The following is a 25,549-nucleotide window of genomic DNA, read 5'->3' as shown; positions in this document are numbered from 1 at the left end:
CGCTCGATCGTATGTATCTGTTGTCATCGTTCGCTCGGGCGGCTCCAAACCTCAAAGCTGCGAATCGAGCAGCGCGACAAGCCGTTCCAGCAGCTTTTCACGGAGCGGACGGCGGCGCCAGTCGTCAAGCGTGATGCGTTTCGCGTTGACAACGTCGCCGTCGAAAACGGCCGTCTGCTGGCGCGCGAAATCGTGGTCATAGATGTTGAGATTGGCCTCGTCGTTGAGCTTGAACGAGCGGCTGTCGAAGTTAGTCGAGCCGACCGACACCAGATACTCGTCGACGACAATCAGCTTGCAGTGATACATCGTGGGCTGATACTCGTACATCTCAACGCCCGCGGCGAGGAGGTCGCCCCAGCACGCGCGCGACGCCTCGCGCACCGTGTGGGTGTCAATGCGTTTGCCGGGCGTGATGATGCGCACCTTCACCCCGCGCTTCGCTGCCTCGACGATCGCGTTGATCGTCAGCTTGTCCGGCACAAAGTACGCACTCGCCAAGTGGATGGAATGCGTTGCCGCGGTGATCGCCATGAGGTACATCAGCTGCATGTCGTCGCTGCCGCCGGAGGGCGAACTGCTGAACATGTGCGCGAGGCCTTCGCCTGCGGCGTCGATCTCCGGGAAGTATTGCCGGCCGTGAAGCACATTTCCCATCGACTTGATCCAGTTGTCCATGAAAACCGCCTGCATCTGTCCTACCGCCGGGCCTTCGACGCGAAAGTGCATGTCGCGCCAGTGCTTCTCATCCTGCGCGTGCCCGGTCCACTCGTCGGCGATACCCACGCCGCCCGTAAAGCCGATGTGTCCGTCGATCACGAGCAGCTTGCGGTGCGTGCGGTCGTTCATGCGGCCGAGACCGGTCCAGTGCGGCTTGTGGTACCGAACGACTTCCGCGCCCGCCTCGCGCAGCATCCGCAGATAGCGCCTGTCCATCTTCGACGAGCCGATCCAATCGAGCAGCACATGCACCGCGACACCCGCGCGCGCCTTGTCGGAGAGAGCGCGCGCGAATTCCTCGCCAATCGCACCGGACCAGTAAATGAAGGTTTCGAAGGTGATCGTGTGCCGCGCCGAGCGGATGCCCTCCAGCATCGACGGGAAGATCTCGTCGCCGTTGAGGAGCACCTCGAAGCGGTTGCCCGAAATGACGGGCGGCCCGAGCAGCAGCCCCATCGAGCGAATGAACTGCGGATCGTCACTTGCGTACAGCCGTTCGATCTTGTGCTCGAGCTTCTTCTCGCCGCTCGTCAGGTTCGCGATCACCAGCACGACGACGAGCGTTACCGCGACCGTCAAGACAATTAGGGCAATCGTCGGCATGCGCGAGCCTCGCGTAGCGGACACTCGTCCGGAGTCGTTAGTGTACGGGTATTCCGGACTGCGGATGGTATTGCCTGTGCAACCACAGACGGGTGTCGAATGCGGACAAGCTATGAGCGACGGCGGCTTCGATCAAGCCCATTATCGGCACTGGCCGAACCCGGTCCGTTGCGAAATAGATGAACGGGCCGTCGTCGCTCGGATGGTGCCCGACTCAGTTTGACCCGAAGGAGGCACGGACGTTTCTCCATAGCAGCCGAAAGGGAGGCGTTAGTCACGTTTCGATCATAGCTATGCTACAGCGTCAACTAGTAGTAGGCTCATCGTTAGATCCTGGTGCGACGGTGCTTCTAATCAATACGCCGTTGGCGACAGTTTGGGCGCGTGCCACGCATGCGTGAAGAGATCATAGGGGAGTTCCCGTCGATATCCGCAAGCGGCATCAACATGGAGGCAGGCATGGTCAAGACAGCGTTATTCGTCCGGCTCGAAGCGAAGCCGGGCAAGGAGCAGGAAGTCGAAAGCTTCCTGATGGGCGGACTGCCGCTCGTCGAGCAGGAACCCGCGACGATCGCGTGGTTCGGGCTGAAAATCGCGCCATCGGTGTACGGCATATTCGACGCGTTCCCCGACGACGCCGGACGCCAGGCGCACCTGGCGGGCAAAGTAGCCGAGGCGCTGATGGCGAGGGCTCCGGATCTTTTCGCTAACCCGCCGGAAATTATGAACATCGATGTACTCGCGGCGAAGCTGCCTTCGTAGCCGCGTCGGCTTCCGGCGCGGGACTTGCTAGCGTCGCAGAGCTTGAACAACCTGCGCCGCTAACCTCGCCGTCCCAAATCTATCGGACAATGCTTGGCAGACGGACGACGGTTGAGCCAGAGGGCAAAGGAATCGGGCCGCTCGATACGGCTGGCTCGTCAAGGCCATCGACAAATGCCTCCGCGTTCACTTCGATGGCGTGCAATTGTTCGCACGCGGCGACTTCCTTACGGACATTGTCAGATGGCCATCCCGTCTCAAGAGCCGAAACGTAGCTCGGCAGCAATGAGGTCGTAGGTCTCAACAATTCAATTGCGCTCATTTTGTTCGGTGCGTGTCTGCGAGCAATGATTGCCAACAGTTTAAGCGGTGCCACCGAACGTCCCAAACTGGCCGATAGCACCGGTTCGGCGAACGCTCTCTAGCGCCGCCGTTGGACTCGTCAACGGCAGCTTTCCGGTAGACGCGGCGAATGCGTGCTCCCGGCCATAAGCGGTCAGTCGGCCTTGATATGAAAATCGTCGATAATCTTCCTTAGCAAAGGCAACGCAACTCAGGAAAAATTTCACGACATGAATTCCGCCGATGTTATGCACATTTTCGAGGCGCTTATCGCTCTAGCCCTGATCGGCCTGGTAGCCTACGGCCTTATGCAGAGCAAAATCGCCGCCAAACTGCAGAGAGACTATCCGGGAGAAAGCGCGCGCCTCGGGGATGACGGTAAATTCAACTACGCGCCGATTATCTGGCTGGTGAGCGGTGACTATAAATCACTGAACGACCCACAAATTGATAACTGGGCCGGCGTAGCAAGGGCGGCACTGCTTGTCGGTGCTTTAGCCTCATTGGTGTTTTTTGTGCTGCTCGCGTACGGGCGATATCGCGCGCACTCAATATAAGTGACCGCTTGTCGTCAAATTGACCGGCAGCTTCGGGTCGGAAGTGTGAGTTCGCTGATGCAGAAAGCTGCCATTCCGTTGTGTGGTGTCGTGACCGTCAGCAATCCGGTACGTTGCTGACATGCAACTCGACCTTCCCCAATGTCGGCAAAGGCCGATGAAGCAACGTTCAACATCGCGAATTGAATGGCCGTTTCCTTAGTGGAACCGACGCCTGAATGTCCGGGCGACGGGGCGGGCGAATGACGCTTCATGGTCGGACTGAGTCCGATGATGATCGACTCAGAACGACCTAAACGTGACATCCGATTTGAAAACGTTAATGTCGGCTTCGCCTCCCATCCCGGCCCGTCCAGTTCGCCATTGCCAAGCCGACGGAATACCAAATTCATTTCTTTAGTCAGCGATTTAAAGCGGAACCAGTATTTATTTCACTTGAATTCGTCGATAAACAGATAAATGCAAAAAGCATAATAAACGCCCGTCAATGTTTAAAGCGACGAACATTACGTTATGCATTCAAGTAGACTCGAGCAGCGTCCCCCGACTCGAACTTCAGCAGGGGGTGCGGACGAATCGGATTGAGGCGGCTTTCAAACATCACTGACTGCGGAGAAAGAATGAAAAATAGTATTTCGCGTGTTGGCAACGTTTCGATTTTCTCTGTGACGTTCGCCTTTGCGGCCGCCGCTTGCGCCCAAGGCAATTTGCGGATGACTACCCCACTTCCCCCGCAAATTCTGACGCCACCTTCGGCCCAGACGCGCCTCGGCAAGCTTGAATTTACTGACGGCGTGCCGACGCCGCAAACCGCACAACTCGTCTATGACAACCTCGACTTTCAGCGCGGTGTCGAGGCGTTCCTCAGTGGCATCCCTGGCGCGTCACTGGTCGCCATGCGCAGAGGTCTGCGCAAGCTCGGGCCGGACAACGGGACAATCGCACTTTTCGAAACGCTGATGGATTCGAAGTCGTTATTCCTGACAGCGAACACCGAGTCGGTCTACTACTTTGGCTGGCTCGATCTGAAAAACGGGCCTGTGGTCGTTGAAGGACCACCCAATGTGCTCGGCGTAGTGGACGACTTCTGGTTCCGGTATGTGGCGGACTACGGTAACGCGGGACCGGATAAGGGCAAGGGCGGGAAGTATCTGGTTGTCCCACCCGATTACAAGGGGCCGGTGCCGGACGAGGGTTATCACATCGTCAAATCGTTGACCTACGGAAACTGGCTGGTAGGGCGTGGCTTCCTGCAAAACGGTTCGGCCCGTCCGGCTGCCGACAGCATCAAGGCGCATCTGCGTGTCTATCCGTACGCGCAAAAGGACAATCCACCACCGACTCACTTCGTCAACGCGTCCGGCATGGTTATGAACACGGTTCACGCGAACGATGTAACGTTCTACGATGAAGTCAACCAGATCATCCAGGAAGAGCCCGCTGGCGCATATGGCCCCGACATGACGGGGATTTTCAGATCTATCGGCATCGAAAAAGGTAAGCCTTTCGCACCCGACGACAGGATGAAAAAAATCCTGATCGACGCGGCTGCCGTGGGCAACGCGACCGCTCGCGCCATCGACTTCGCAAACCGCGACAAGGCAGCCCCCATCTACCCGGACCGGCACTGGAACACGCCATTTATCGGTGGAAGTTATCAGTGGCTTAACGATGGCGCACGCAACTTCGACGCACGCACGATGTTCTTCTATGCAGCGACCGTCGACACGCCTGCGATGGCGGTAGCCATGCCGGGTATCGGATCACAATACGCTTCGTCAAACCTGGACAACAACGGCAAGCCGTTCGACGGCTCGAAAAACTACGTCCTGCACGTTCCGCCGAACGTTCCTGTGAAAGACTTCTGGTCGATAGTTCTTTACGACACACAGACCCGCTCGATGCTGCAAACGGATCAGCAGTTCCCGAGTGCGTCGAGCCAGAAGGACCTGAAGAAGAATGCCGACGGCTCTTACGACGTCTATTTTGGCCCGAAGCCACCCGCTGGACATGAGAGCAACTGGGTTCAAACAATCCCGGGCAAAAGCTGGTTCACAATTTTCCGTTTGTACGGTCCGCTCGCCCCGTGGTTCGACAAGTCGTGGAAGCTGGAGGACATCAAGGAGCTGGCGGGCAGCTAGGCGGCAGGGATCGATCTTCGCGATGCAAACGAACCGAAGCACCGCCCCATTTTCTGGCAATAGGCCGTTGCCGTGTTCCGGCGAACGGCCACTCCCTACCGAGAGCGTTATATGATCAAAGAGAACAAGCATTTTCGCGTCCGTGTTCTTCTGTCCGCCGGCGCACTGGCGTTTGCCGCGCTAACCCAGCCGGCTGTCGCACAAACGCGAGGCGAACCCACCGCCAACGCGAAGTTTCCGCCTGGCCCGGTCGTCGGCACTCATCTGCCCGAAGCCTATGTCAGTCAGATGGGCAAGATCGCTTATCTGTGGGGCTGGCCGATGGTGAACATCTACAACCGGTATCTGGTTTTCTCGAAGGTGCCCGAAAATGGCCTGGGTGACGGCGTATTGCCCGTTGGGCCATTGAACCGGCTGACGATGCTGGTTGATTACATCAAGCCCGAGGAGCGTGCTGTTGCAACGCCTAATCAGGACGTCGTCTATGGCTTCGGTATTCTTTCACTCGAAAAGGAACCCGTTGTCTTCCAGGTGCCTGATTTCGGCAGCCGCTTCTGGGTCTACCAGCTTGGCAATCAGCGCACAGACACGCTCGGCGGCGTAGGCAAGATGTACGGCACCAAGCCGGGTTTCTACATGGTGGTCGGGCCGCACTGGAAGGGTACAGTTCCGAAGGGCATCACGGGCGTGTTCCATTCGCCGACGAATATCGCCTACATCATTCCGCGCGCTTTCCTGGACGATACGGCGGAAGATCGCCAGGCCATCCGGCCGGTGGTGAGCCAGATCATGTCTTATCCGTTAAGCGAGTTCAACGGCAGGACGAAGACCAAAGACTGGAGCGCGCTGCCGAAGTTTTCCGATCCTGCTGGCGGAACCCAAGGCAGTGGCGCCGAAACGCAATGGGTGAAGCCCGAAAAATTCTTCGACGAACTGCCTCTGGTTATAAAGGCGGTCCCTCCGCAGCCCGGCGAGGAAGCGCTCTACGCGTGGATCAACTCGTTGCTCGACGCTGCTGCAAAGGACCCGAAAGTCGCCGAGACGCTCAGGCAGTCGGCAGTTGACGCGGACAAGGAACTGGTCGCCGGAATGCACAGCTATTACTACGCAGGCGTGCCGGTCGGGAACAACTGGATCGCACCGCAGAACGGCGCGCAATTTGGCACGGACTATTTCAGCCGCACGGCGGCTGCCAAGGCGAACATCTTTGTCAATCCGCGAAAAGAGTCTGCGTATTTCGCGCAGGAATACGATACGCAGAATCAGCGATTGAACGGCGCAAACGTCTATCAGGTCACTTTCCCCAAAGGCGAGCTTCCGCCCGTGAATGGTTTCTGGTCGGTCACGCTGTATGACGAGGCTCACTTCTTTGCGCCGAACGAACTCAACCGCTTCTCATTGGGGACCAAGAACAAGGACCTCAAATACGGGCCGGACGGCTCCCTGACGCTTTACGTCCAGAACAAACGCCCGAGCGAAGACAAAGTCGCTAACTGGCTGCCCGCGCCGACGGGCGATTTTGAGTTGTTCATTCGGGCGTACTGGCCTAAGGCCGAAATCATGCAAGGTCAGTGGTCGCCTCCGCCAGTCCAAAAAACCAACTGACCTGAACGGTCGTTTCGAGCGCCGCAGGCCAACGGCCGCGCTTCGAAGCTGATCACATATCCGCGCAGCGAGCGTCCGCTCAACATCAGTCGACGGACGCTCGCACGCAGATCCCCACTGGCTGAAAATGGCCGAACGGGGTCCGACAGGTTCCTCAATCGTGTAGCTCAATGCGGTAGCGAAGAGACTCCGCACCTCCATAGGCCGCCGCCTTTTTGAAGCGTTCGATCAAGACACCATTGCATGCTGCGATCACCCGCTGCGAAGCTATATTTTTCGGGATCAACCGTTAGCTCGACGTAGGACAAACCTTGCCGCCTCGCTTTGCCCAACATCAAATTGAGCGCCTGCTTGGCGTAGCCGTTGCCTCGCTTCCACGGCACGACTGAGAAACCGATATGTCCGAGTACGTACGGCGGCAACTCGGCAGTTCCAGCTTGCCAACGAAATCCGATTGCGCCGCTAACGTCGCCGTCCCAAATCCATCGGACAGTGCTGGGCAGACGTGCGACGGTCGAGCCATCGGGCAAAGGAATCGGGCCACCCGCTGCGGTTGGATCATCCAAGCCGTCAACAAATGCCTCCGGGTTCATTTCGTTCAGTGCGTGTCAGGGAGCAATGATTGTCAACAGTTTAAGCGGTGCCGTCGAATGTCTCAAATTGGCCGTTTGCAACCGCTGGGAAATGACGCTTAAAGCTGCCGCTGGCCTAGGGTGCAAGCTTTCGAACGGCGGCTCACGGTGAATGGGCCGAACGCGTACAGTCGGCCAAATTGAGACGTTCGCGACGGACCGATTTTGGCATGCGTACTGACCAGATGGCCGGCATTCCCGTGCTAAGCTGATTTAGTGTCGAACCGAAATTGCACGCTATGAGCACTCGCGAAACAAACCGTCCGTTGTCCGCCGCGGAATTTTCGCTCGCTCGGTGGATGCTGGAGCACGGCCATCCGGAGGCGAGAGAGTTTCTCGAACAACTCGCGGCGGCAGAAATAACTCCTTGGCAATGTTCGTGCGGCTGCGCAAGCGTCAATTTCCAGATCAAGGGCCGCCAACCTGCGCCCCCAGGAGTGCGCGTCCTCGGAGAATTTTTCTTTGGACCAAACGATGAGCCCGCCGGGATATTTATTTTCGAGAGTGAAGGCGTGTTAAGTGGCATTGAGGTTTACGGGCTCGCCGCAGATGCCCCTAAAGAGCTGCCGCGAGAAGAAACACTTCGGCCATTTCCTTCCAGCAGCGGCGAATCAACGTCTGGCGATTGATCCGCAGAAAGGTAGTCTGCGCTGCGCAAACCTTCCTGGAGGACCGTTTTGCGGCAGTGAATTACAAATGGGCTATGACCGCAACGGGTTGAACTGAGCCGCTCATCATCCGACTGAGTGCGGACACTTTCTGACGATCGACATCGTCGCGTAGATCGTAGACAATCCGGCAACCATTCAACGGTTCCCCCGAGAAGAGTCCATGAAACTCAAGATTTTCGGCACAGTGATTCTGGCATTGCTGGCATTACTCGCGGTCGGCATACTCGGATATACCGGTACCGTTGTCGGATCGAAACTCTACTTCCTCGCAGTGGAGCGGACATGGGCTCAGACTGGGGCAACCATCACCTCCATAGATACGATCTCGAAACCTCTGAAGTACGGAAACCGGTTGTGGGCACCGTCATGGACCTATACCTACATCGTAGACGGTAAGTCATACAGTGCCCAAAGTACCCACATCGCTCACGGCTTCGACGTGAACTGGTATCGATATGAGCCAGTCGCGGCACGCGATGGTCTTTCGCGGCCGGTCGGTTCCGCCGTCCACGCATTCTACGATCCGAGCAACCCGTCACGCTCCGTTCTGGATCGGGCGACATTTGACCTTGGGGATGCCATAAATCTAGCGATCTCTATTCTGGTTTTGGCAAAGTCCGTGGACTTTGTACGCACTGGGCGGCGTCGGGCCGCAAACCAATCTTCATGAAGTACTGGTGCACGCAATCAGCGCGTCACTAGATCAACTCGCAACGATGGAATGGCGGCTATGCGGGAAGGGGATCGACCGCTCAGGGTCGAACTGAGCCGATCGCCGTCGGGCTCAGTTCGGCCAGTTTAAGTCGTTCGGCATCATGCGCCAGATCGTCAACGATCCGCACACGTCATTAGATTTTCTCTGTTGCCAACTTCAGGCCTAGCCCGACAAACACGGGCCACATTGTCCTGGTCATCAGTGTGGTCGCGTACTTGCCATAAACCACTTGCCCCGTTGAGAGACCTTAAAATCCTGCTTGCAACAGAATACTCTGTACTATAGAGTTATCTGCATCAACACGACAGGGATACCAAGCGATGCCAATTTCATCGGAACAGGCAGCACAAGCGTTGCGCGAGGTAGAGCAGACGCGTGCGCTGAGCAGCACCCTTTATGGGTACCAGAAAGCCTCGCCGCATCTTTTCCTGTGGGGCCTGATCTGGCTGGTGGGTTTCAGCCTGAACGACTTCTTCCCCAGCCACATCAATCTGGTCTGGGTTCCGTTGGACATTCTCGGGATTGCATGCAGCACCTATCTGGCTACCAGAAACCCTCACGCCCGCGATGAGCCAAGTCTGAGCAAGATGAACCAGATCTGGCGCTGGCTGGGCTCGATCCTCACCATCATGGCGTTCTTCGTCGCGGTTCAACTGGTTATGCAGCCTACGGCCGAGCGCCAGGTCGTGTCTCTGATGATGTTGATCGTGTCGATGTTCTATGTGCTACGCGGTTTGTGGGGTAGTTCACGAATGGGATGGACGGGCATAGCCCTGGCAGCGTTGACTGCATATGGCTTTTACGAGGTGCGCACGCATTACGACTTGTGGATGGCGGTGGTGGGCGGTGTTTCTCTAATTCTCGCCGGCTTGTGGCTGAGGAGAACCTGAATGACACAAATGGACGAGACCATTCACCAGCCGGTTCGACTGAAGATCATGGCGGCCCTGAAGGCGTTACCTAAAAACGAGCAGATCGAATTTGTTCGCCTGCGGGAGATTGTCGGTGCGACGGAAGGCAATCTCGGGGCACACATCACGACGCTGGAGAAATCCGGCTATATCGAGGTGGTGAAGGATTTCAACGGCAAGAAGCCGCGCACCCGGGTTGCGATGACCACGGCGGGGCGACGGGCCTTTCAGCAGTATGTCGATCACTTGCGAAGCATCCTCGACGGCGACGCGTAGAGGATTTGCCGGGCTGCATCTCATCCTCGTCAGGAGTTGCGATGAAATATAGAGAATCGATTCAAGCGATGCGGACAGCGGACCAGATGGCCTTCAGTGCGATCGGCTCGCTCTGGATGCTGGGTTGGTGTCTGCAAAAGCATGCACAGGATCTGTCGACGCTATGCGTGGTGTTGCTAGCTGGTGCCGCGATCTTCCTGTGGGCCTGGTGCGATCACCGTACCGCGCACAGTGGCGTCAAGGTGCCCGGCGCGCGCCGTTTTCAATCTGCGCGCGGATCAGCTGTGGGCTCCGCTTTGGAAGGTCTACTGTGCGGCGCCGGGCTCTTGTTCAATCTGGTGTTCGTGCTGGCACTGCTTGGCCATCCGGGTTGGCTGCTGCCGATCCTCATGGCACTGACAGGCCTCACCTGCCTCGCACTTGGCAAGGCTGTGCAGCACCGTCCGCATTACTTGACTGGCCTCGCATTGCTTGCGGTGGCACTTGCTCACGCGCTCGCCGCAGCCGTGCCCAATCATGCTGCCACGTGTTTTGCCGCAGGCAGTATTTTGTGGATTAGCTGCCTGTATGGTCTGTTCGTGGGGCGCTTCAATGCTGGCCGGGTTGTTGTGTTGGCTGGTCGGCGGTCGCTCGCGCTGTCCTTGCGCTAAGAGTCGCTTATACGAATCAACCTCTCATTCGAGATGCAATGTCGGTGCTGGGGCCTACTCCAACCCAGTCCATGGGGCTCCGGATAGGAGATGACCAGAAGGAGCGTGCCTATCCATTTCATCGACCTGTACTCTAAGTGCGAGAGCATCTGAACTCGTGCGGTCCCGCTCGTGACAGTCCGTTAAGGAGAAGGTAGAAAGTCCGCTCCGTGGCGCGTGCTGCCGATCGCGACCGTGTGACATTCGGACGGCCCATGCCGTTTGCATAAGGCGGTGATCGGAAGCTCGGTGCTGGTCGGTGGCTGGCAATTCGTCTTTGTCCGGCCAGGTTCGGTCAGTCGATATTGCTTCCTGTCCCAAGCAGCCGCTCGACAAAAAAATGCTTCTCAACGACAATCGCCGCGCCTTCTTTCATCAATGCAGCCACTAAATCAACCAACGAATGATATGAAACCGTCGCTCAATCGGATCATGCTGTACGTGAGGAGTGTCGAGGCTACTTGCGACTTCTATGAGCGTCATTTCGGATTCACATGTTCGTCGGATCCGGATGATCGAATCACAGAATTGAAGTCTCCGAATGGCGGGGCGATTCTGATGGTGCATCAGGCCGCTAAAAGCGTTAAGACGGGACAGGTAACGGTTAAGCTTGTCTTTGACATCGAAGACGTAGAAGGCTTCAAGGAACAGTGTTCGATGCAGGGGCTTGATTTTGGGTCCACACATAAAGCGGACGGATACTGTTTCGCGAACGCCAAAGATCCCGACGGAAACTCGATCTCGATCTCGAGCCGGGCTTTTGCCCACGCAAAGACCTCGGACCATCCCGACTAGAAGCAGCATCAGGTGAAAGTTATGAGAAACGACATGGCGTTTGTCAAAGCAATCTGATTAAGACGACATGTGATTCAATGACAACCCGGCGCTCCGCATTTCCTGAATCATGCATGGCCTTACAGCGACCGATGGAATTTCCAGACTGAGACGTTGAATGGCAAATTCGAATGGCCGTTATCGGGAATCCCGAAGGTCCGCTCGGGGTCGAAAGTGTGAGTTCCCCGATGCAGAAAGCTACCGTTCCGTTGCGTGGTGCCGTGACCGTCAGCAATCCAGTACATTGCTGACATACAACCCGACCTTGCCCAATGTCGGCAAAGGCCGATGAAGCAACGTTCAACATCGCGAATTGAATGACCGCTTACCTAGTGGGACCGACACCTGAATGTCCGGGCGACGGGGCGAGCGAATGACGCTTCATGGTCGGACTGAGTCCGATGATGATCAGCTCAGTTCGACCCTAAACTGCCATTCAGCTTTTGGCATAACGGACATTCGATTTATCATCGCAATCACGATCGAATCCGAGCGGATGATGAACCCGAACAGCCTACCTCTGCGGCCCTCGGCCCTACGCGTCAGCTTGGCTTATCTGCTAGCCGTGACTGCCGCGAGCACCTATATTGTCGTCTCCAAGTTTCCGCAGGTGATTGCGCAGAGGGCATCGAGTGGACTGCTATACCCACTTTGGCAAACAATCCTCGTTCTCCTCTCGGACTGCTCTTTCATCGTCATCATTTGGCTTCCAGCGGCGTTTTTTTCCGCTCTGCCATGCGTGCTGCTTAACCTACTTGCTTCCCGTTACCGCCTCCGAAGCCCGCTCTTTTACGTTTTTGTGGGATGCGGCCTGGCGCTTCTCGCTGTCGTCCCATTTATCTCCCTGACGTCTGGGTGGACGTGGTACACCGATCCTCCCAATCCCCCGCCACTGCTTGGGTTTTGGTCGGAGGTTCATTCGGTCGCGCCTGTGTTCGGGTTTGCGGGCGCTGTTGCGGGCCTGACGTTTTGGCTCGCGGCCGGTCGGCACTTTCCCAGGAAGTCTGCGTAGACTGAACTTCGCGCATGTTGTTTCCAGTCAAATGATCCTAGTCTGGCGTCGAGTACCGATTGTTGACGATTCTCGCAGGAGGTCGACCGTCTCTTCTTGGCCGAACCCAGAAGCTCGGCCACCGCGCGTCAGTACCTTACCCAACCGTCGCGCGAATTCACCTTGTCAATCCAAAGGTGACACACGCGATCATCCATAACGGCCATTCGAATCGGTCGTTGAACGTCGCTTCAAGGGATTTCGACGCCGCCGCTTCGACAGCAGAACCTGACCAGGTTGGCGTCGAGGTCGATCACGTAGGGTTTTGCCATGCCCCACAGGTCCCTTGCACGCGAAGCATGGCTAGAGCTGGCAAGATGAACAGTTCTCGTCAGTCGCCTGCTCGGGACAAATCGCGCAGATGCTCGCCGATCCGCCAGAACATCATAAGGTTAAGCACGGTAAGGACTCCCGTGTTGGCCCAACCTGCGACAGCGCGACCGTAGACACCGAAGGTCATGTCGATCACAGTGGCGAGTACTAACGATGCAATGGCGAATTTCCATCCGACGGTAACGGACAGCGGCAAGTAGCGCGGAAGAAACTGCTCGCCACGGTTGCCGTTGCATGAAAACAGGTAGAGGAGACCGCCAACGGTCGTCGCGAAGCTAAGCCAAGTGCCCGCGAGGGCCCAAGGCGATAAAGACAGCGCGGGCACGGAGCTGCCGATCGAAAACTGAAGCCAGTCGAACGCGATGATCGCAAAGAAGTAGCAGAACGTCGCACGGTCCGAAATATTGCGCTCAGTTAGTTTGCGCTTTACGTGGCGAGTGCTCCAGATCAAGCGATAGTCGATAGGCATAAGGATTTAGGCCGCGGAGTGGTTTCTGGGTTTTGTACACGGAGAGGGTGTCGCCAAAGCTTACCGTAAAGTGTGCCATCTGCCACGATCAAGTCGCATCAGTAAAGGTCACACAGGATCGGAACGGCAAAGTTAATTGTCGGCGATTCCAGCGCATGTTCCGGATGACCGCTCTTGGCCGACCGCTACCTCACGCGATCCGCATGTGCAGCACGAGCCCGGCGGTCGGCACCGCACCCCCAAAAAAGGGGGACAGTCTGGCGAGACCCGTTACAATTTTTTTTTCAGAAGATTGTCGATTTTCGATCATCAGCTTCGTCGTCAGGTTATTCACACCGAAAGGATCTCCCATGAAATACCTCGGCTTGGCCTACTTCACCCCCGATAAATTCGCCGCGATGGCGCCAGACGACGTCAAGAACCTGGTGAGCCAATGCCCCGCATTGGACGACAAGATGCGGGCTACCGGCAAGGTACTGATTTCCGCATCGCTTGGCGATCTGGACAGCTGGAGGACGCTCCGCCCACGCAGTGGCAAGACGCACGTCACCGATGGGCCCTATACCGAGTCGAAGGAAGTCGTGGGCGGCCTGTTCATCATCGAGGCGGATACCCATGACGAGGCGTTGCGCATCGCCTCCATGCACCCGGCGGCCACGCTGGGCGAAGAAGGTGGATGGGTCGTCGAGCTTATCCCCATGGATTTCTACTGGGCCCGATGAGGGCTTGGACGCGTGTCTCAAATATGCGTTGGCGCTCGCATGCAGCACGTGAATATGGTTGATGCTCGACATCGCTCTTAACGAGGTAATTTTCGTAGGAAACGAACTCGTAGTAGACGGTCATGGTTTCAGCGTGGGAACGCGCCCAGAACGTCCCGGCCCATTCATTACCCGGCTCGTTGAGGGCACGCCCCCCCCCATCCGGCCCGTGATTCGACCGGCTCATGGATGGACCAGAACGACCCTGGACCGGACAAAAATCGCCGATCGGAAGAGCACGCATTAGGCTGACTTCGTTCAGGTTTGTTGGATGCCTGCCCACATTTGCGTGTGGCGCTCGGCCATGCTCGTGATGGAGGGCAGGCATCCTGCGAATCTGAGCAACTGAAGTTGCACGCCTTCTTGATGGCTAGTGCTGCGCTGGAGCCGGTTGTTGGTCCGCGTCTGATTCTGCGCTTGTCGTGGGTTTGACTGACGTCTGTCTGCCCGGGCTCGGCTTTGTGGCTGCTGGCGTTTCCTTCGTCTCTATTTGTGATGCCTCTGCAAGTAGGCGCATTGCACGGTTCGCAGTGATGCGGCTTTGAGGGACGCCCTTCGCGTCGAGTGCGATCACCTGATATAGCTCACGGTCACACTCCAGCTCCCGCTGATATTGCTCTGCTGTATCGACAAGCAATTCAAGCATGGTCTGCTGACGTCGTCTTTCGTCACTCGTGATGGCAGGATTCCTACATATTGAGGACCCAAGTGTGATCAATGTGTTGAGCTGGCTCAACTGCCGGTTGCATAGATTGAAGGTGGAGAGCGCAAGCTTTTCGTACTGGAGCGCGTCGACAGGCGGGCGTGAAGCGGGTTGAGATTGTTTTGTAGGTTTGCTGCTCATGGTGCGACCTCCCTGATACTTCCTGGATCGCCCGACACTCGCTTGCTTTAAGGAAGTGGGTGAGCGGGCACATGGCGGGTTTGGAAGACCGGCGCTAAACCAAACCGGCGAGCCTTGCGGCTCCCCCACCACAGCCCGCCCATTGGAAAACAACAGACGTGCAGAGGTAGACGCACGCACGCCTGAGCGGGTGTGCGGGTTTAGCTAGCAGGCTTCCAAACCTGACCGCCGGGTGTTTCCCGATGGCTTGATGATTATAAGTCATGGCAGCGGTGCAGCGATCAACCAGGCGGGCTAAGTGTTTGCGTTTGGCTGATTGGATAAGGCATCGGCGGTGCGCGATGGGTTGTCGCTAATCCAGGGATCGCGGCCGAGCAGGCGGCTAGTTGCTTCAACGTTGACGGTCAGTACGAACGCGTAGCGGGTTTCGTCAATGCTAGGACCTGGCAGTCGATGGCGGTTCATCGGCCTTTGCCGACATTGGGGAAGTTCGGGTTGTATGTCAGCAATGCACCGGGTTGCTGCCGGTCACGGCACCACGCAACGTAACGGTAGCTTTCTGCATCGGGGAACTCACACTTCCGACCCACAACGGACCTTCAGAGTTGCCGTAAGCAGTCGTTCATGTCGCACTCAAGGGCATGCCGCCGCGGACAGGCTAACCGCGTCCAACGTGCATTGCCCCTACGGTTGCAATACTCCGATGAGGAACTTCGTGTTTGGAAGCTCCTGCATTCGCCAAGTGTCAGAGGCGATCACGGGATTACTTATACCCGTATCAACAGTTGCCTTGTTCCGGTTTAAAAGTGGATAAACAATGCTTTCTTATTCACCCGCCGCGAGCTCATTTTAGATACCAAAAACATCCAACCTAGTCTTCTACGTACGGTTCGAGGCCAGTCCGCACGCATATCGCTTCAAATCGTCCACGCCACGGCTGGGACCTTGAGCAAAATATACACTCCGGTCGTATAGAAAGACCTGAGATGACCAATTGAATTATTCAGCCCACAGAAAGTCTGTCCATGAAAATCGCAATCCTTCCGGGTGACGGCATCGGAACCGAAATCGTCGCTGAAGCCATAAAGGTCCTGAATGTCCTGGACCTGAAACTTGAAACGGAATTCGCTCTAGCCGGAGGCGTGGCCTACGCGGCACACAATCACCCGCTGCCGGAAGCCACACTGAAGCTTGCCAAGGAAGCCGACGCGGTTTTGTTTGGCGCCGTGGGCGACTGGAGATACGACCAGTTGGACCGCCCCCTTCGTCCCGAGCAAGCGATCCTCGGACTCCGTAAGAATCTTGGTCTGTTTGCCAATCTCCGCCCCGCGATCTGTTACGAGCAACTGGTCGGCGCTTCAAGCCTCAAGCCCGAAGTGATCTCAGGTCTTGACATACTGATCATCCGGGATGCGACCGGCGACGTTTATTTTGGTCAACCGCGTGGACGCCGCACCGCTGTGGACGGTCATTTCCCCGGTACGGAAGAAGGTTTCGACACTATGCGCTACTCGCGTCCCGAGGTCGAGCGCATCGCTCATGTCGCCTTTCAGGCCGCCCGCAAACGCAACAAGCATGTCACTAGCGTCGACAAGGCGAACGTACTGGAAACCTCCCAGTTCTGGCGGGACATTATGACCGAAGTCAGCAGGGATTACCCAGACGTGGAGCTTGACCATATGTACGTCGACAATGCGGCGATGCAACTGGTCAAGGCACCCAAAAAATTTGACGTGGTCGTCACCGGCAACATGTTTGGAGACATCCTCAGTGACGAAGCCGCAATGCTCACTGGCTCCATCGGCATGCTGCCATCGGCGAGCCTGAATGCCAGCAACCAGGGGCTGTACGAGCCCAGTCACGGTAGCGCTCCAGACATCGCAGGCAAGGGCATCGCGAATCCTTTGGCGATGATACTGTCTGCTGCCATGATGTTGCGTTTCTCGCTCAATCAGGCTGCCGCCGCAAACCGCATTGAATCCGCGGTCAGGGATGTGCTCGCATCGGGATTGCGTACGGCAGACATTTATTCCGAAGGCACGGCCAAGATTAGCACATGCGCGATGGGTGACGCAGTTGCGGCTGCCATTACCAAGAAAGCCTCGACAGGCTGAACAAAGCGCACGATCCGCTGAACCGTTATCTAATCGGCGCGAAGCTTGCTAATCGCGCCGATTCGTTGGTCACCTGTTAGCAATCGTGCGCAGGTAGCCATCGAAAGATGGCAGTTCCAATCATCGAAATTCATACTGATCATCGTGCCCAGATGCCAACTGTTGGCGATCCGGGAAGCGACGCGAACGGCTGAACCTGGCCGAACCCGGAAGTTCGGCCCGCGCTCGTCGGTCACCTGCCAACCTCGACGCGAATTTCCCTTGTCGGCCATGAAGCGACGGTCGATGCACGTGGCCGGATCGTGGACAATCTATACGGAGAGATCAATAAGTAACGCTCTACAGCGCTCGCGCCCATTCATTTCCGGGGTGAAGGGCATCAAGGCAGTTTTTCAGCCACGCGCGTTCGATAACCGGCAAGTTGGGCAATGCTCTCTCGAAATCTTGCTGATCTTTTGGGCGCCGATCCCTAGCCTTGAACAGAAGCACGGCGGACGGGTTCAGATAGGGGATGTCGTCAGCGGTTCTCATCACCATTTCGGCACGCGGTCGCTTGAACGATGGCTCTCTTTTGTAGGCCCAGAATTCGTTAGTTCCCGGCTCGATCATCATATCGATCCGCCAGCATTCTGCAGCGCGGTCAAAACCCCAAAATTGCATAACCTCAGTCGGCGGGTCCCGATCCGCCGGCAGACTTGCGACTACGCCGGCGTGAGCAGTGTAGAACTCCAAATCACTGAACGCCCGACGAAAGGTGCTGAAATTCTCTCGCAATATTGTGAATTCCAGATCGCTATGTTCGCGAGTCTGGGCACCGTGCCAAAGATCGAGTGCCCATCCACCCGCGACACACCAAGGCAAACTAGTATCGCTCAACCGTTGAGCCAGTTCGGCCGGTTGCCACGCATCCCATGCTTCCTGGTCCGGTATGTCCACTTGAGTGTTCATCGTATCGAGCGACCCCGTTTGCTTCGGAGCTTCGGATTTTCTCACAAGATAACCGGCGCGCATGGTTCACAAATGCGGGCCGCTTATACCTATCGTATGAGACAGCGACCGGCCACAAATAGACGGTGCCAGCCGCACCGGTCGCGAGCGCAACGTCCCGGTTCGCCCCGACGTCGCGCAACTGCAGGTGCGCCAGCCCGGCCTCTCAGGCGGGCGCGAGAAGGCGCGCCACATCGGCGTGAGAGCCGACCCTGATGCGTGTGGGCGCATCGTCTTCGCCAACGTCCGAGAACAGGAACAGCATGAGTAACGCGCGGTCTCGCGAGGTAATGTTCACCCTCCAGGCCGAGTAGTCGCGGCCAGTGGGATCGCCCGTTGCGCCGGGAAAGCTGAGGTCGACGTGCCACCCAAGATCGCCCGGATCGGCTGTGGAAGGAAAGCGTACGACGAACGTTCCCACATTGGGACGGGGTTGCCAGCGCTAACGCCCGACCAGCTTGTCGAACGCGTCATAGAGGGTGGGTGTGTTGACGGCCTCACCGAACGAGGGTGGCTGCGTTCCGTACTCGTCGTTGATAGCCCCGATGCGGACGACTGGACGGGTCCAAGTTGTGGAATCATCGGGATCAATCCCGATCGCCTGCCAAATCTTCGCACGACCGCTGTCCGCTATCGCGCGTGGGAATGCGTCGTCGAGCCGCACGAAGCCATCCTCAATGAACCGACGCACCTGCGTGTCGCTCAGCATCTTCATCACCTCCAATCCGGCTCCGAGCATCGATGACTCTGGTCGCAAGTTTTGATCAAAACGGAACGTCCGCTTTCGATTCCTAAGTGGCCGTGCATGTACATGAGCCGAAAGGAACGCTGTGGGTCGAGCTGAACCGGTCATCATCGGGCTGAGTTCGGCCAACTTCGGACCCTCGACGGCTTCCTCAGAATCGTCAACAATTCGACGAACGACCGGCGGATAGCATGTCGCTCTCTTCAGGCCATTTGTAGCATTCGCGTTCAACCAGCAAAAATCGGGGAAGATATGAAAGGTAGCTGCTTATGCGGGGCGATCGGCTATGAGATAGATGCGCTCGCGACTTCAATCTCGCATTGCCACTGCCATACTTGTCAGAAGGCCCACGCTGCTGCATTCGCGACAACCGCCCGGGTTAGACGAGAGCACTTCCGGTGGACACGCGGAGAAAGGCAGCTGTCCAGTTTCGAATCGTCGCCGGGGAAGCTGCGCCGCTTCTGTTCATCATGCGGCACGCACGTTCTTGCTGAGCGACTCGAACAGCCGTACGTAATATTGAGGGTTCCGACGCTTGACGATGATCCCGGCATAAGTCCGGCGATGCACATTTGGACGTCGCACGATCGCCCGTGGATTTCCGAATGCGGTTCGATTTCCCAATACCTTGAATGGCCGACGGCAGAATAAGCGCGATCGGCCACGAACGGCCGCTCAGCAACGAGTCTCAGATTGCCGACAATGCAAGGATCCTGACGCGGCTAGAATGTGGTCCCGCCTCTCTACATGCTATTTTTCGAATGACGACGAAACAGAGATTTATCACTGCGCTTCTCGGTGCGCTTGCCTGGATCATCATCGACCAGCTGACAAAGGCCTTATTCAAACAAATATTGACGCCAGGCGAGGTAGTGCCACTGTTCGCGGGAAGTGTTTTGGTCCTGCCCATCTATAACCACGGTGCGTTCCTTAGCCTTGGGGCTGGAATGTCTGATACGACCCGCAACCTTGTTTTCATATACGGTGTTCTGGCTATCTTGGCCGGCTTGTTCTGGTGGCTGGGGCGCTCTTCAAGACTTCGCCGTATTGATGTCATCGCTATGGCCTGCATTCTCGGCGGAGGACTCAGCAATTTGCTCGATCGTTCGATCTATCATGGCCAGGTCTTCGATTTCCTGAACATTGGAATCGGGCGTTTGCGAACGGGCGTGTTTAACCTGGCGGATGTTGGAATTATGCTCGGCGTAGCGCTACTTCTTTTTAGTGGTAAGCGACGCGGACCCACTTTGCCGGGGTCCGCGACGGCCTGAGAATCTTTGAGTCCGGATAGTGTTGGCCAACGACCGGTTTGGAGCGTATTGAAGGTGTCTTCGGGGTCGAACTGGGGCGGCTGAATGGGACAGTAGTCAGCCACTTTGAGACATTCGGCGGGGACACGCCGATCGTCAACAATCAAAGCTTCGGTGCAGCGCGGATCGGCTCACCACCACCGCTTGTTCGTTCATGCTACGATTCCCAATGCCTGACTGACATAAAGAAATCAGGCTTTGACTCACCCGTAGTTAACCGCAAAAGACTTCGCTCGAACAATGTACGCAGCTGCCTGGCCTCCCTCGAAAACGCACTGAAAGCCTGTGTCGATGCAGTGATTGCATCTACTTTGGCATTCGTCCCGGACCTGTTGTGATAGGCAGTCCGGTGATGTCGCCCGAATCGACTTTTCGTATCCAGATTCGTGCGACTGCGTTTTCATGAGACCACAACATGCGTATTCTCAATACGATGGCGGCTCGCGCCATCCCGCTCGTTCCCCGTTCGCTAATCCGTAAGATCTCCCGCCGCTATATCGCTGGCGAAACGCTCTGCGATGTTTGCACGCGCATCCGCGCGCTCCACGCAGCAGGCTTCCGTACAACCATTGATGTGCTGGGCGAGACTGCGTCGTCGTCCGAGCAGGCGGAGTCGATGGCTCGCGACTATCTCAATCTCGTCCAGACGCTAGGCGCAGAAAATCAACCCACCGAGCTATCGATAAAATTGACTGCCCTCGGACTGCATCTCGACGAAGACGCGTGCATGGCACGAGTCTCTATGGTTTTGCGAGCGGCGGCATCGTACGGAATCAGCGCGTGCATCGACATGGAAGACATCAGTTGCACCCAGAAAACGCTCGACGCGTTCCGGGAGCTCGAAGCCGACGGTTATCCAGTTGGGATCGCGCTGCAAGCGTATTTGACGCGCACGAACGGCGACATCGTTCCCCTGCAGGCGCGCAAGAGCCGCATGCGCATTTGCAAAGGGATTTATGCAGAGTCAACCGAGCATCTCGTCGACGGTGCATCGAGGGATCGGGCCGCGATCAATGCGCACTTCGTTCGGCACGTATCGAGCGCAATACAGGCGGGATCGTTCGTGGGCATTGCAACGCACGACGCGCAATTGATCGATGCATTGACCAGTTGGCTGCAACGCGAGCGAGTTGACCGCTCACGATTCGAGTTTCAGATGTTGCTAGGCGTGTGCGAACCGCAGCGTGACGCTTTGCTTGCGCAAGGATTTCACGTCCGCGTTTATGTGCCATACGGTCATGACTGGTATGACTACAGCACCCGGCGAATTAAGGAGAATCCGCGAATTGCCGGATATATCCTGGCTGCGATGATGCGTAGCGCTCGGGCTCGCTAGCAGTTACCGCAAGACCGGTGGATCGGGACCGACCAGATCGTTGGTCCCGGTTCGAGCGGCTACTTTCGAGAAATCCGGCCGGCTTTTGTGGGTCGGTTCATGCCATCTGCATGAGGCGGCGGTCGGCCAACTTGAGCCACCCGACGCCATGTTGTGAACGCATACAGGGCGGTCACATGCGGTTACTCAGCTTTCAACCAACGAGCCACGGCGTCCGCGGTATCTTCGGGGATTGTATTGAACGCGATGGACGCATTGGGTGCCGCTTTATGCACGGTATTGACGAGTATCTCGAAGAGCGACAAATTTTTTGGCGGAATCCGTATTCCGCCACCGATCACGACACAATCGTAAGTTGCGGTTGCTAATTGGCGCTCGACCGCAACAGCGGCAGTTTCGTCGGGTCGCACGAGGCGGAGATCGGCACGCCATCCACGTGCTGCCATTAGTTGCATGCCGAGTGCGATTCCAGCATGAATTTTCGTCGCGTCCAGCCCTGGCGGCAACGCAGGATCGGAGTAGTCGACTGTTTCTGGCTCCAGGCCGACGAACAACACTCGCGTCACTTCGTCCAATTCGTTCATCACCCTCTCCTGATCCATTGCCTATTCGGTCAAACGCCCCTTAAATTGAGACGGCAAACTGTGACAGTAAAAACAGATCGCGCGGGCGTCACATTAGCACGTCCGGGCCACTGGGTGAGCAGAGACCGATGCGAAGATTCGAACGTCTGCTATCGACAAAACTGACTGGCCGTTCAGGGTCGATTTGAGCCCGACGCCGGTCAATCTCGATGAATCGATTCTGCTCTCCGCCATGAGACCCGGTTCGACCAGGAATCGTCCTTCGACACTGCCGTTCAGATCACGGACAATTGTCGCGAATATGCAGTGACACGACCATCGAGCTGGACCTTGAAAGAGAGTTTCATGATAGAGATCCATCACCCGACGTTAGATGATGCAGAGGCACTGCTTGAGTTCGAGCTCGATAACCGCCCTTACTTTAACAAGGCGTCGCTCGGATATCGAATCGGCGAGCGCTTCGCGGGTGGTGGATATGCGACCAAAGCAGTTGAGCTAGTGTTAAGTAAAGCTCGCGATGACTTTGACCTATGGCGAATCGAGGCCACTGTCAGACCCGAAAATCAGGCATCTCCTCGCGTTCTAATACGCAATGGATTTACCGTGTACGGGACCGCTCGGCGCAGCATGAAGCTTCATGGCATCTGGCACGACCTGATGCATTTTGAGTGTCACCTGCAACCGTCCGTCCGCGACGCTGCTCACTCGGTTGCTGAGTTGGGAACCTCGTCGCCCTCCTCCGATAACTCTTTTTCGGAAATATAAGTGACGTTTGTCGCGCATCTTTGAGTGCCCACTATCCAGGTTTTCAAATGACGACTCGGGGCCTCGCTATGCCAATCGCATGAGCCTCCACACAGCCCTGAAGCGTCTGCCACAAACCGTCAGCGGCAGCCGGAAAGCGGTCGCCCGCCGCGCAAGACATTGCTCCTTTTGTTACGTTTTCGCGACAGTCTTTTTTTTTCCTTTCTTAAGTTTGCAGGAGGTGCCTTATCCTCCGGCGCGCAGTAATAAATAAACCATCCAAAAGATACTCAGGGACACTGAATTACAGATGAAGAACATCACCTTCAAGGCAACGGTTACCGCTGTTGCCGCCTTCGCCGCATCCTCGGCAGCAATGGCACAGTCGTCGGTCACCCTGTACGGCATGCTAGACGCAGGTCTCAGCTACACCTCGAACGTTAACGGCCACTCGGACTACGCCCTCGTTGGCGGTGCCTCAGGTTCGAACAAGTGGGGTCTCCTGGGTCAGGAAGACCTCGGCGGCGGCCTCAAGGCGGTCTTCAAGCTCGAAAATGGTTTCAACATTGCAACCGGCGGCATCGGCGGCCAGGGCCCCATTGGCTCCTCGCGTTCGCTGTTCAATCGCCAGGCCTACGTAGGCCTCGCTTCGGACCAGTACGGTACCCTGCGCCTGGGTCGCCAGATCGATGCCGTGACGGAAATGGTTCAAGGCCTGACGGGCGACGCCATTTCGGCTTCGACGTTCTCGACCCCGGGCGACGTGGACAACAACGACAACACGACGAACCAGAACAACGCCATCAAGTACATTTCGCCGGTTTTCTACGGCTTCCAGGCTGAAGGCGCGTACTCGTTCGGCGGCGTTGCCGGTGCTACGGGTTCGGGTCAATCATGGTCGGTGGCTACGGACTACGCTCAAGGCGGTCTGACGGTCGCCGGCGGCTACTTCCATGCGGCAAACCAGGGTGCGAACGGCTGGCAGAACGCAACGGCACAACCGTCGTTCGGTGGTGCGCTGGGCTATCCGAGCTCGGGTTACTACGGTGGCAATGCGTTCAAGAGCGCGGGCATCGCTCAAATCGCCGGCCAATACCAGTTTGGTCCGTACACGGCTGGCCTGCGCTACTCGAACGCGCAGTACCAAGGTAACGATGGCCAACAGTCGATCCACTTCAACGTGGTGGGCGCCCTTCTGCAGTACCAGGCAACCCCGGCGCTGTCGCTCGCTGCTGGGTACACCTACGTCTACGGTTCGGCAGCCACGCAGGCGCAAGCCGCCGAGGGCCGCACGATGGCTTCGATCAACCAGGCGTCGCTGGGTGCTACGTACGCACTGTCGAAGCTCACGTCGGTATACGCCATGGGTGCCTACGTTCATGCTCAGGGCGCTCAGGCTTCGGCTGCGGACTTCGGCAATACCGCATCGGGCGGCAACCAGGTTCAAGCCAACGTTGGCATCTACCACCGGTTCTAATCGCCGGTTCAGAAGTCTGGGGTAGTGAACGCACTACCCCAGACAAAAAATCCCGGTAGTGAATTGCACCCCAAAAGTTGGACATTGGTCCGATCTTTGGGGTGTTTTTTCATGGGCAACGAATGCTGCATTGTCCCAATTCGAATTAGCCGTATTGGGACAGGTCATGAACAGAAGCGCCCTTTTGGCCACAGCCGTATGGCCGCTCGCGTACCGATGTTGCATGCCGCCTCTTCCTTCGGAGCGGCCGGTCAGCAGCCACGGCTGCGAAGGTGATCACGAACGTCCGCTATGCCCGTCAGGCAGGATCGACTATTGGACTGTCTTCTTCCAGGATCGGAAGAGATCTAACAGCACTCTCGCGGGCGTCGGCAGGATGCCCTTCCGGTGCCAGACGGCGCCGACGTCCATGGTCGGGATCGGAATGCTCAGATCACGCCTCATAATCCGGTTCCCTTCGAGCGACCACGGACGATAGACGAGGTCCGAAAGAATCGTGACGCCCAACCCGAGCGCGACCATGCTTCGCACGGCTTCGATCGACTTGCTCTGGATACGCACGTGCGGTTCGAGGCCATACTTTCCCCAATACTTGCGAACAGTGCGGACATGCTCGTCCATGTCGAGTAAAAGGTAGTCCTCCTGTGCAATGTCCTGTAGCGTGACCTGTTGTGCATCTTGCAACGGGTGATCCGGATGGGTCCAAAGCCGGCGCACAGAGCGCAGAATCGTTTCATATTTCAGCTCGTCCACGTCGGCCGTATTGGACACAAGCATCAGACCGATATCAAGCTGATTGTCGACGAGACGTTGCTCGATATCCTCGCGCGCGTCTTCGATGACCTCGACGCTCAGGTGCTCGAAGCGCTGCGCGACAGTAGCAAGCATTGACGGCATCAGGTAAGCCGAGACGGTTTCCGTGACGCCGACCCGAACGTGGCCCGAAATCTGTTCAGGTTCCTCCTGGGCCGCGACTACAGCGCGCCCGATGGACACATTCGCGCTCTGCACATGCCGAAGAAATCGCTCGCCGGCTCGGGTCAGCCGGACGCCCCTCGCGTGGCGCTGCAGCAGCGGCACCCCCACGGTGTCTTCGAGATTCTTCAGCGCGATCGTCATCGACGACTGCGAAACGGCGCAGAGATTGGCGGATCTGGAAATCTGCCCGGTATCAGCCACCGAGATGAAGTACTCGATCTGGCGAAGCGTAATGTGTGTGGCCACGTTGACCTACTCCGCTGGGATATGGCGCCGTGCAATCCGACGGCGCGAACCGACGACCAATCTGAGGTATTGAAAAATTATATATCGCGAGGCATGAAATATGAATTAGGCA

28 protein-coding genes are annotated in these 25,549 nt (G+C 57.1%); 18 read left to right on the top strand and 10 right to left on the bottom strand.

Annotation, left to right across the window (positions count from 1 at the left end; translation table 11 throughout):
* Nucleotides 1-51: 51 nt before the first annotated feature.
* Nucleotides 52-1,323, bottom strand: coding sequence for a cardiolipin synthase (gene cls, locus GH665_RS24580; RefSeq protein WP_153139748.1), 1,272 nt, complete (start codon nucleotides 1,321-1,323; stop codon nucleotides 52-54).
* A 459-nt stretch (nucleotides 1,324-1,782) separates the two neighbouring features.
* Between cls and GH665_RS24575 the strand changes: the two genes are divergently transcribed.
* On the top strand, nucleotides 1,783-2,085 hold the full coding sequence (locus tag GH665_RS24575) for a putative quinol monooxygenase (RefSeq protein ID WP_153142285.1): 303 nt from the start codon (nucleotides 1,783-1,785) through the stop codon (nucleotides 2,083-2,085).
* 572 nt (nucleotides 2,086-2,657) lie between these two features.
* Nucleotides 2,658-2,984 carry a hypothetical protein gene (locus tag GH665_RS24570; protein ID WP_153139746.1) on the top strand — a complete coding sequence of 109 codons (327 nt, stop codon included), beginning with the start codon at nucleotides 2,658-2,660 and terminating at the stop codon, nucleotides 2,982-2,984.
* 14 nt (nucleotides 2,985-2,998) lie between these two features.
* Here GH665_RS24570 and GH665_RS24565 read toward each other — a convergent pair whose 3' ends face one another.
* Nucleotides 2,999-3,376 carry a hypothetical protein gene (locus GH665_RS24565; protein ID WP_153139744.1) on the bottom strand — a complete coding sequence of 126 codons (378 nt, stop codon included), beginning with the start codon at nucleotides 3,374-3,376 and terminating at the stop codon, nucleotides 2,999-3,001.
* Nucleotides 3,377-3,697: 321 nt separating this feature from the next.
* Here GH665_RS24565 and GH665_RS24560 point away from each other — a divergent pair, with 321 nt between their 5' ends.
* Together GH665_RS24560 and GH665_RS24555 are read left to right on the top strand one after the other, a co-directional pair.
* On the top strand, nucleotides 3,698-5,125 hold the full coding sequence (locus GH665_RS24560; protein WP_246216357.1) for a DUF1254 domain-containing protein: 1,428 nt from the start codon (nucleotides 3,698-3,700) through the stop codon (nucleotides 5,123-5,125).
* 111 nt (nucleotides 5,126-5,236) lie between these two features.
* Entirely contained in the window at nucleotides 5,237-6,730 is a 1,494-nt protein-coding gene (locus GH665_RS24555; RefSeq protein ID WP_153139740.1) for a DUF1254 domain-containing protein, read from the top strand.
* Between the two features lie 167 nt (nucleotides 6,731-6,897).
* On the opposite strand, the gene GH665_RS39690 is transcribed toward GH665_RS24555, so the two are convergent.
* Nucleotides 6,898-7,323, bottom strand: a complete 426-nt coding sequence (locus tag GH665_RS39690; protein ID WP_217361908.1) for a GNAT family N-acetyltransferase — start codon at nucleotides 7,321-7,323, stop codon at nucleotides 6,898-6,900.
* Nucleotides 7,324-7,601: 278 nt separating this feature from the next.
* Here GH665_RS39690 and GH665_RS24545 point away from each other — a divergent pair, with 278 nt between their 5' ends.
* The 6 genes from GH665_RS24545 (at nucleotide 7,602) to GH665_RS24520 (ending at nucleotide 11,419) form a co-directional block, all read left to right on the top strand.
* Nucleotides 7,602-7,991 (top strand): hypothetical protein, encoded by a 390-nt coding sequence (locus GH665_RS24545; RefSeq protein WP_153139738.1) that lies wholly within the window; start codon nucleotides 7,602-7,604, stop codon nucleotides 7,989-7,991.
* A gap of 202 nt (nucleotides 7,992-8,193) precedes the next feature.
* The gene (locus GH665_RS24540) at nucleotides 8,194-8,703 is read left to right on the top strand and encodes a DUF3592 domain-containing protein (RefSeq protein ID WP_153139736.1); all 510 of its coding nucleotides are present in this window, start codon (nucleotides 8,194-8,196) and stop codon (nucleotides 8,701-8,703) included.
* Between the two features lie 365 nt (nucleotides 8,704-9,068).
* On the top strand, nucleotides 9,069-9,638 hold the full coding sequence (locus tag GH665_RS24535; RefSeq protein WP_153139733.1) for a hypothetical protein: 570 nt from the start codon (nucleotides 9,069-9,071) through the stop codon (nucleotides 9,636-9,638).
* The gene (locus tag GH665_RS24530; protein ID WP_153139731.1) at nucleotides 9,639-9,935 is read left to right on the top strand and encodes a winged helix-turn-helix domain-containing protein; all 297 of its coding nucleotides are present in this window, start codon (nucleotides 9,639-9,641) and stop codon (nucleotides 9,933-9,935) included.
* A gap of 86 nt (nucleotides 9,936-10,021) precedes the next feature.
* Nucleotides 10,022-10,585 carry a hypothetical protein gene (locus tag GH665_RS24525; RefSeq protein WP_217361907.1) on the top strand — a complete coding sequence of 188 codons (564 nt, stop codon included), beginning with the start codon at nucleotides 10,022-10,024 and terminating at the stop codon, nucleotides 10,583-10,585.
* Between the two features lie 273 nt (nucleotides 10,586-10,858).
* Nucleotides 10,859-11,419: a VOC family protein gene (locus GH665_RS24520; RefSeq protein WP_246216356.1), complete on the top strand. Its 561-nt coding sequence runs from the start codon at nucleotides 10,859-10,861 to the stop codon at nucleotides 11,417-11,419.
* A gap of 1,421 nt (nucleotides 11,420-12,840) precedes the next feature.
* Here GH665_RS24520 and GH665_RS24515 read toward each other — a convergent pair.
* Both GH665_RS24515 and GH665_RS24510 read right to left on the bottom strand, forming a co-directional pair.
* On the bottom strand, nucleotides 12,841-13,311 hold the full coding sequence (locus tag GH665_RS24515; RefSeq protein ID WP_153139727.1) for a hypothetical protein: 471 nt from the start codon (nucleotides 13,309-13,311) through the stop codon (nucleotides 12,841-12,843).
* Between the two features lie 190 nt (nucleotides 13,312-13,501).
* Complete coding sequence (locus GH665_RS24510; protein ID WP_153139721.1) at nucleotides 13,502-13,663, bottom strand: hypothetical protein; 162 nt, start codon at nucleotides 13,661-13,663, stop codon at nucleotides 13,502-13,504.
* Between GH665_RS24510 and GH665_RS24505 the strand changes: the two genes are divergently transcribed.
* The gene (locus tag GH665_RS24505; protein WP_153139718.1) at nucleotides 13,662-14,033 is read left to right on the top strand and encodes a YciI family protein; all 372 of its coding nucleotides are present in this window, start codon (nucleotides 13,662-13,664) and stop codon (nucleotides 14,031-14,033) included. The two genes, GH665_RS24510 and GH665_RS24505, sit on opposite strands and share 2 nt — an antisense overlap.
* A 409-nt stretch (nucleotides 14,034-14,442) precedes the next feature.
* Here the strand turns inward: GH665_RS24505 and GH665_RS24500 are convergent, their stop codons facing one another.
* Nucleotides 14,443-14,916 (bottom strand): hypothetical protein, encoded by a 474-nt coding sequence (locus GH665_RS24500; RefSeq protein ID WP_153139716.1) that lies wholly within the window; start codon nucleotides 14,914-14,916, stop codon nucleotides 14,443-14,445.
* Nucleotides 14,917-15,941: 1,025 nt separating this feature from the next.
* Here GH665_RS24500 and leuB point away from each other — a divergent pair.
* Nucleotides 15,942-17,030, top strand: a complete 1,089-nt coding sequence (gene leuB, locus GH665_RS24495) for a 3-isopropylmalate dehydrogenase (protein WP_153139714.1) — start codon at nucleotides 15,942-15,944, stop codon at nucleotides 17,028-17,030.
* Nucleotides 17,031-17,369: 339 nt separating this feature from the next.
* Here the strand turns inward: leuB and GH665_RS24485 are convergent, their stop codons facing one another.
* Nucleotides 17,370-18,023 carry a nucleotidyltransferase domain-containing protein gene (locus GH665_RS24485; protein ID WP_217361906.1) on the bottom strand — a complete coding sequence of 218 codons (654 nt, stop codon included), beginning with the start codon at nucleotides 18,021-18,023 and terminating at the stop codon, nucleotides 17,370-17,372.
* 436 nt (nucleotides 18,024-18,459) lie between these two features.
* Nucleotides 18,460-18,732, bottom strand: coding sequence for a hypothetical protein (locus GH665_RS24480; RefSeq protein ID WP_153139711.1), 273 nt, complete (start codon nucleotides 18,730-18,732; stop codon nucleotides 18,460-18,462).
* A 282-nt stretch (nucleotides 18,733-19,014) separates the two neighbouring features.
* Here GH665_RS24480 and GH665_RS24475 point away from each other — a divergent pair, with 282 nt between their 5' ends.
* From GH665_RS24475 to GH665_RS24460, 4 genes are all read left to right on the top strand, one after another.
* Nucleotides 19,015-19,413 carry a GFA family protein gene (locus tag GH665_RS24475; protein ID WP_153139709.1) on the top strand — a complete coding sequence of 133 codons (399 nt, stop codon included), beginning with the start codon at nucleotides 19,015-19,017 and terminating at the stop codon, nucleotides 19,411-19,413.
* A gap of 110 nt (nucleotides 19,414-19,523) precedes the next feature.
* Nucleotides 19,524-20,033 carry a signal peptidase II gene (lspA, locus tag GH665_RS24470; RefSeq protein ID WP_153139708.1) on the top strand — a complete coding sequence of 170 codons (510 nt, stop codon included), beginning with the start codon at nucleotides 19,524-19,526 and terminating at the stop codon, nucleotides 20,031-20,033.
* A gap of 38 nt (nucleotides 20,034-20,071) precedes the next feature.
* Nucleotides 20,072-20,410 (top strand): hypothetical protein, encoded by a 339-nt coding sequence (locus tag GH665_RS24465; RefSeq protein WP_153139706.1) that lies wholly within the window; start codon nucleotides 20,072-20,074, stop codon nucleotides 20,408-20,410.
* Between the two features lie 77 nt (nucleotides 20,411-20,487).
* Nucleotides 20,488-21,408 (top strand): proline dehydrogenase family protein, encoded by a 921-nt coding sequence (locus GH665_RS24460; protein WP_153139704.1) that lies wholly within the window; start codon nucleotides 20,488-20,490, stop codon nucleotides 21,406-21,408.
* 182 nt (nucleotides 21,409-21,590) lie between these two features.
* On the opposite strand, the gene GH665_RS24455 is transcribed toward GH665_RS24460, so the two are convergent.
* The gene (locus tag GH665_RS24455; protein ID WP_153139702.1) at nucleotides 21,591-21,992 is read right to left on the bottom strand and encodes a PTS sugar transporter subunit IIB; all 402 of its coding nucleotides are present in this window, start codon (nucleotides 21,990-21,992) and stop codon (nucleotides 21,591-21,593) included.
* A gap of 345 nt (nucleotides 21,993-22,337) precedes the next feature.
* Between GH665_RS24455 and GH665_RS24450 the strand changes: the two genes are divergently transcribed.
* Both GH665_RS24450 and GH665_RS24445 read left to right on the top strand, forming a co-directional pair.
* On the top strand, nucleotides 22,338-22,757 hold the full coding sequence (locus GH665_RS24450) for a GNAT family N-acetyltransferase (protein WP_153139700.1): 420 nt from the start codon (nucleotides 22,338-22,340) through the stop codon (nucleotides 22,755-22,757).
* Between the two features lie 289 nt (nucleotides 22,758-23,046).
* The gene (locus GH665_RS24445; RefSeq protein WP_153139698.1) at nucleotides 23,047-24,213 is read left to right on the top strand and encodes a porin; all 1,167 of its coding nucleotides are present in this window, start codon (nucleotides 23,047-23,049) and stop codon (nucleotides 24,211-24,213) included.
* 312 nt (nucleotides 24,214-24,525) lie between these two features.
* Here the strand turns inward: GH665_RS24445 and GH665_RS24440 are convergent, their stop codons facing one another.
* Complete coding sequence (locus GH665_RS24440; RefSeq protein WP_153139696.1) at nucleotides 24,526-25,437, bottom strand: LysR family transcriptional regulator; 912 nt, start codon at nucleotides 25,435-25,437, stop codon at nucleotides 24,526-24,528.
* Between the last annotated feature and the right edge of the window lie 112 nt (nucleotides 25,438-25,549).

It is taken from the genome of Paraburkholderia agricolaris (assembly GCF_009455635.1).
Classification (GTDB): domain Bacteria; phylum Pseudomonadota; class Gammaproteobacteria; order Burkholderiales; family Burkholderiaceae; genus Paraburkholderia; species Paraburkholderia agricolaris.
Note: the sequence above shows the minus strand (reverse complement) of the source record. Positions and strands in the feature narration are given on the sequence as shown.

What these genes read in the sequence shown, in the direction of transcription:
- GH665_RS24450 (WP_153139700.1), top strand. Translation starts at nt 22,338, where the DNA reads ATGATAGAGATCCATCACCCGACGTTAGATGATGCAGAGGCACTGCTT.
- GH665_RS24505 (WP_153139718.1), top strand. Translation starts at nt 13,662, where the DNA reads ATGAAATACCTCGGCTTGGCCTACTTCACCCCCGATAAATTCGCCGCG.
- GH665_RS24565 (WP_153139744.1), bottom strand. Translation starts at nt 3,376, where the DNA reads ATGAATTTGGTATTCCGTCGGCTTGGCAATGGCGAACTGGACGGGCCG.
- GH665_RS24540 (WP_153139736.1), top strand. Translation starts at nt 8,194, where the DNA reads ATGAAACTCAAGATTTTCGGCACAGTGATTCTGGCATTGCTGGCATTA.
- GH665_RS24575 (WP_153142285.1), top strand. Translation starts at nt 1,783, where the DNA reads ATGGTCAAGACAGCGTTATTCGTCCGGCTCGAAGCGAAGCCGGGCAAG.
- GH665_RS39690 (WP_217361908.1), bottom strand. Translation starts at nt 7,323, where the DNA reads ATGAACCCGGAGGCATTTGTTGACGGCTTGGATGATCCAACCGCAGCG.
- GH665_RS24530 (WP_153139731.1), top strand. Translation starts at nt 9,639, where the DNA reads ATGACACAAATGGACGAGACCATTCACCAGCCGGTTCGACTGAAGATC.
- GH665_RS24500 (WP_153139716.1), bottom strand. Translation starts at nt 14,916, where the DNA reads ATGAGCAGCAAACCTACAAAACAATCTCAACCCGCTTCACGCCCGCCT.
- GH665_RS24525 (WP_217361907.1), top strand. Translation starts at nt 10,022, where the DNA reads ATGGCCTTCAGTGCGATCGGCTCGCTCTGGATGCTGGGTTGGTGTCTG.
- GH665_RS24475 (WP_153139709.1), top strand. Translation starts at nt 19,015, where the DNA reads ATGAAAGGTAGCTGCTTATGCGGGGCGATCGGCTATGAGATAGATGCG.
- GH665_RS24460 (WP_153139704.1), top strand. Translation starts at nt 20,488, where the DNA reads ATGCGTATTCTCAATACGATGGCGGCTCGCGCCATCCCGCTCGTTCCC.
- GH665_RS24555 (WP_153139740.1), top strand. Translation starts at nt 5,237, where the DNA reads ATGATCAAAGAGAACAAGCATTTTCGCGTCCGTGTTCTTCTGTCCGCC.
- GH665_RS24560 (WP_246216357.1), top strand. Translation starts at nt 3,698, where the DNA reads ATGACTACCCCACTTCCCCCGCAAATTCTGACGCCACCTTCGGCCCAG.
- GH665_RS24455 (WP_153139702.1), bottom strand. Translation starts at nt 21,992, where the DNA reads ATGAACGAATTGGACGAAGTGACGCGAGTGTTGTTCGTCGGCCTGGAG.
- leuB (WP_153139714.1), top strand. Translation starts at nt 15,942, where the DNA reads ATGAAAATCGCAATCCTTCCGGGTGACGGCATCGGAACCGAAATCGTC.
- cls (WP_153139748.1), bottom strand. Translation starts at nt 1,323, where the DNA reads ATGCCGACGATTGCCCTAATTGTCTTGACGGTCGCGGTAACGCTCGTC.
- GH665_RS24480 (WP_153139711.1), bottom strand. Translation starts at nt 18,732, where the DNA reads ATGAAGATGCTGAGCGACACGCAGGTGCGTCGGTTCATTGAGGATGGC.
- GH665_RS24545 (WP_153139738.1), top strand. Translation starts at nt 7,602, where the DNA reads ATGAGCACTCGCGAAACAAACCGTCCGTTGTCCGCCGCGGAATTTTCG.
- GH665_RS24535 (WP_153139733.1), top strand. Translation starts at nt 9,069, where the DNA reads ATGCCAATTTCATCGGAACAGGCAGCACAAGCGTTGCGCGAGGTAGAG.
- GH665_RS24570 (WP_153139746.1), top strand. Translation starts at nt 2,658, where the DNA reads ATGAATTCCGCCGATGTTATGCACATTTTCGAGGCGCTTATCGCTCTA.
- GH665_RS24515 (WP_153139727.1), bottom strand. Translation starts at nt 13,311, where the DNA reads ATGCCTATCGACTATCGCTTGATCTGGAGCACTCGCCACGTAAAGCGC.
- GH665_RS24445 (WP_153139698.1), top strand. Translation starts at nt 23,047, where the DNA reads ATGAAGAACATCACCTTCAAGGCAACGGTTACCGCTGTTGCCGCCTTC.
- GH665_RS24510 (WP_153139721.1), bottom strand. Translation starts at nt 13,663, where the DNA reads ATGGGAGATCCTTTCGGTGTGAATAACCTGACGACGAAGCTGATGATC.
- lspA (WP_153139708.1), top strand. Translation starts at nt 19,524, where the DNA reads ATGACGACGAAACAGAGATTTATCACTGCGCTTCTCGGTGCGCTTGCC.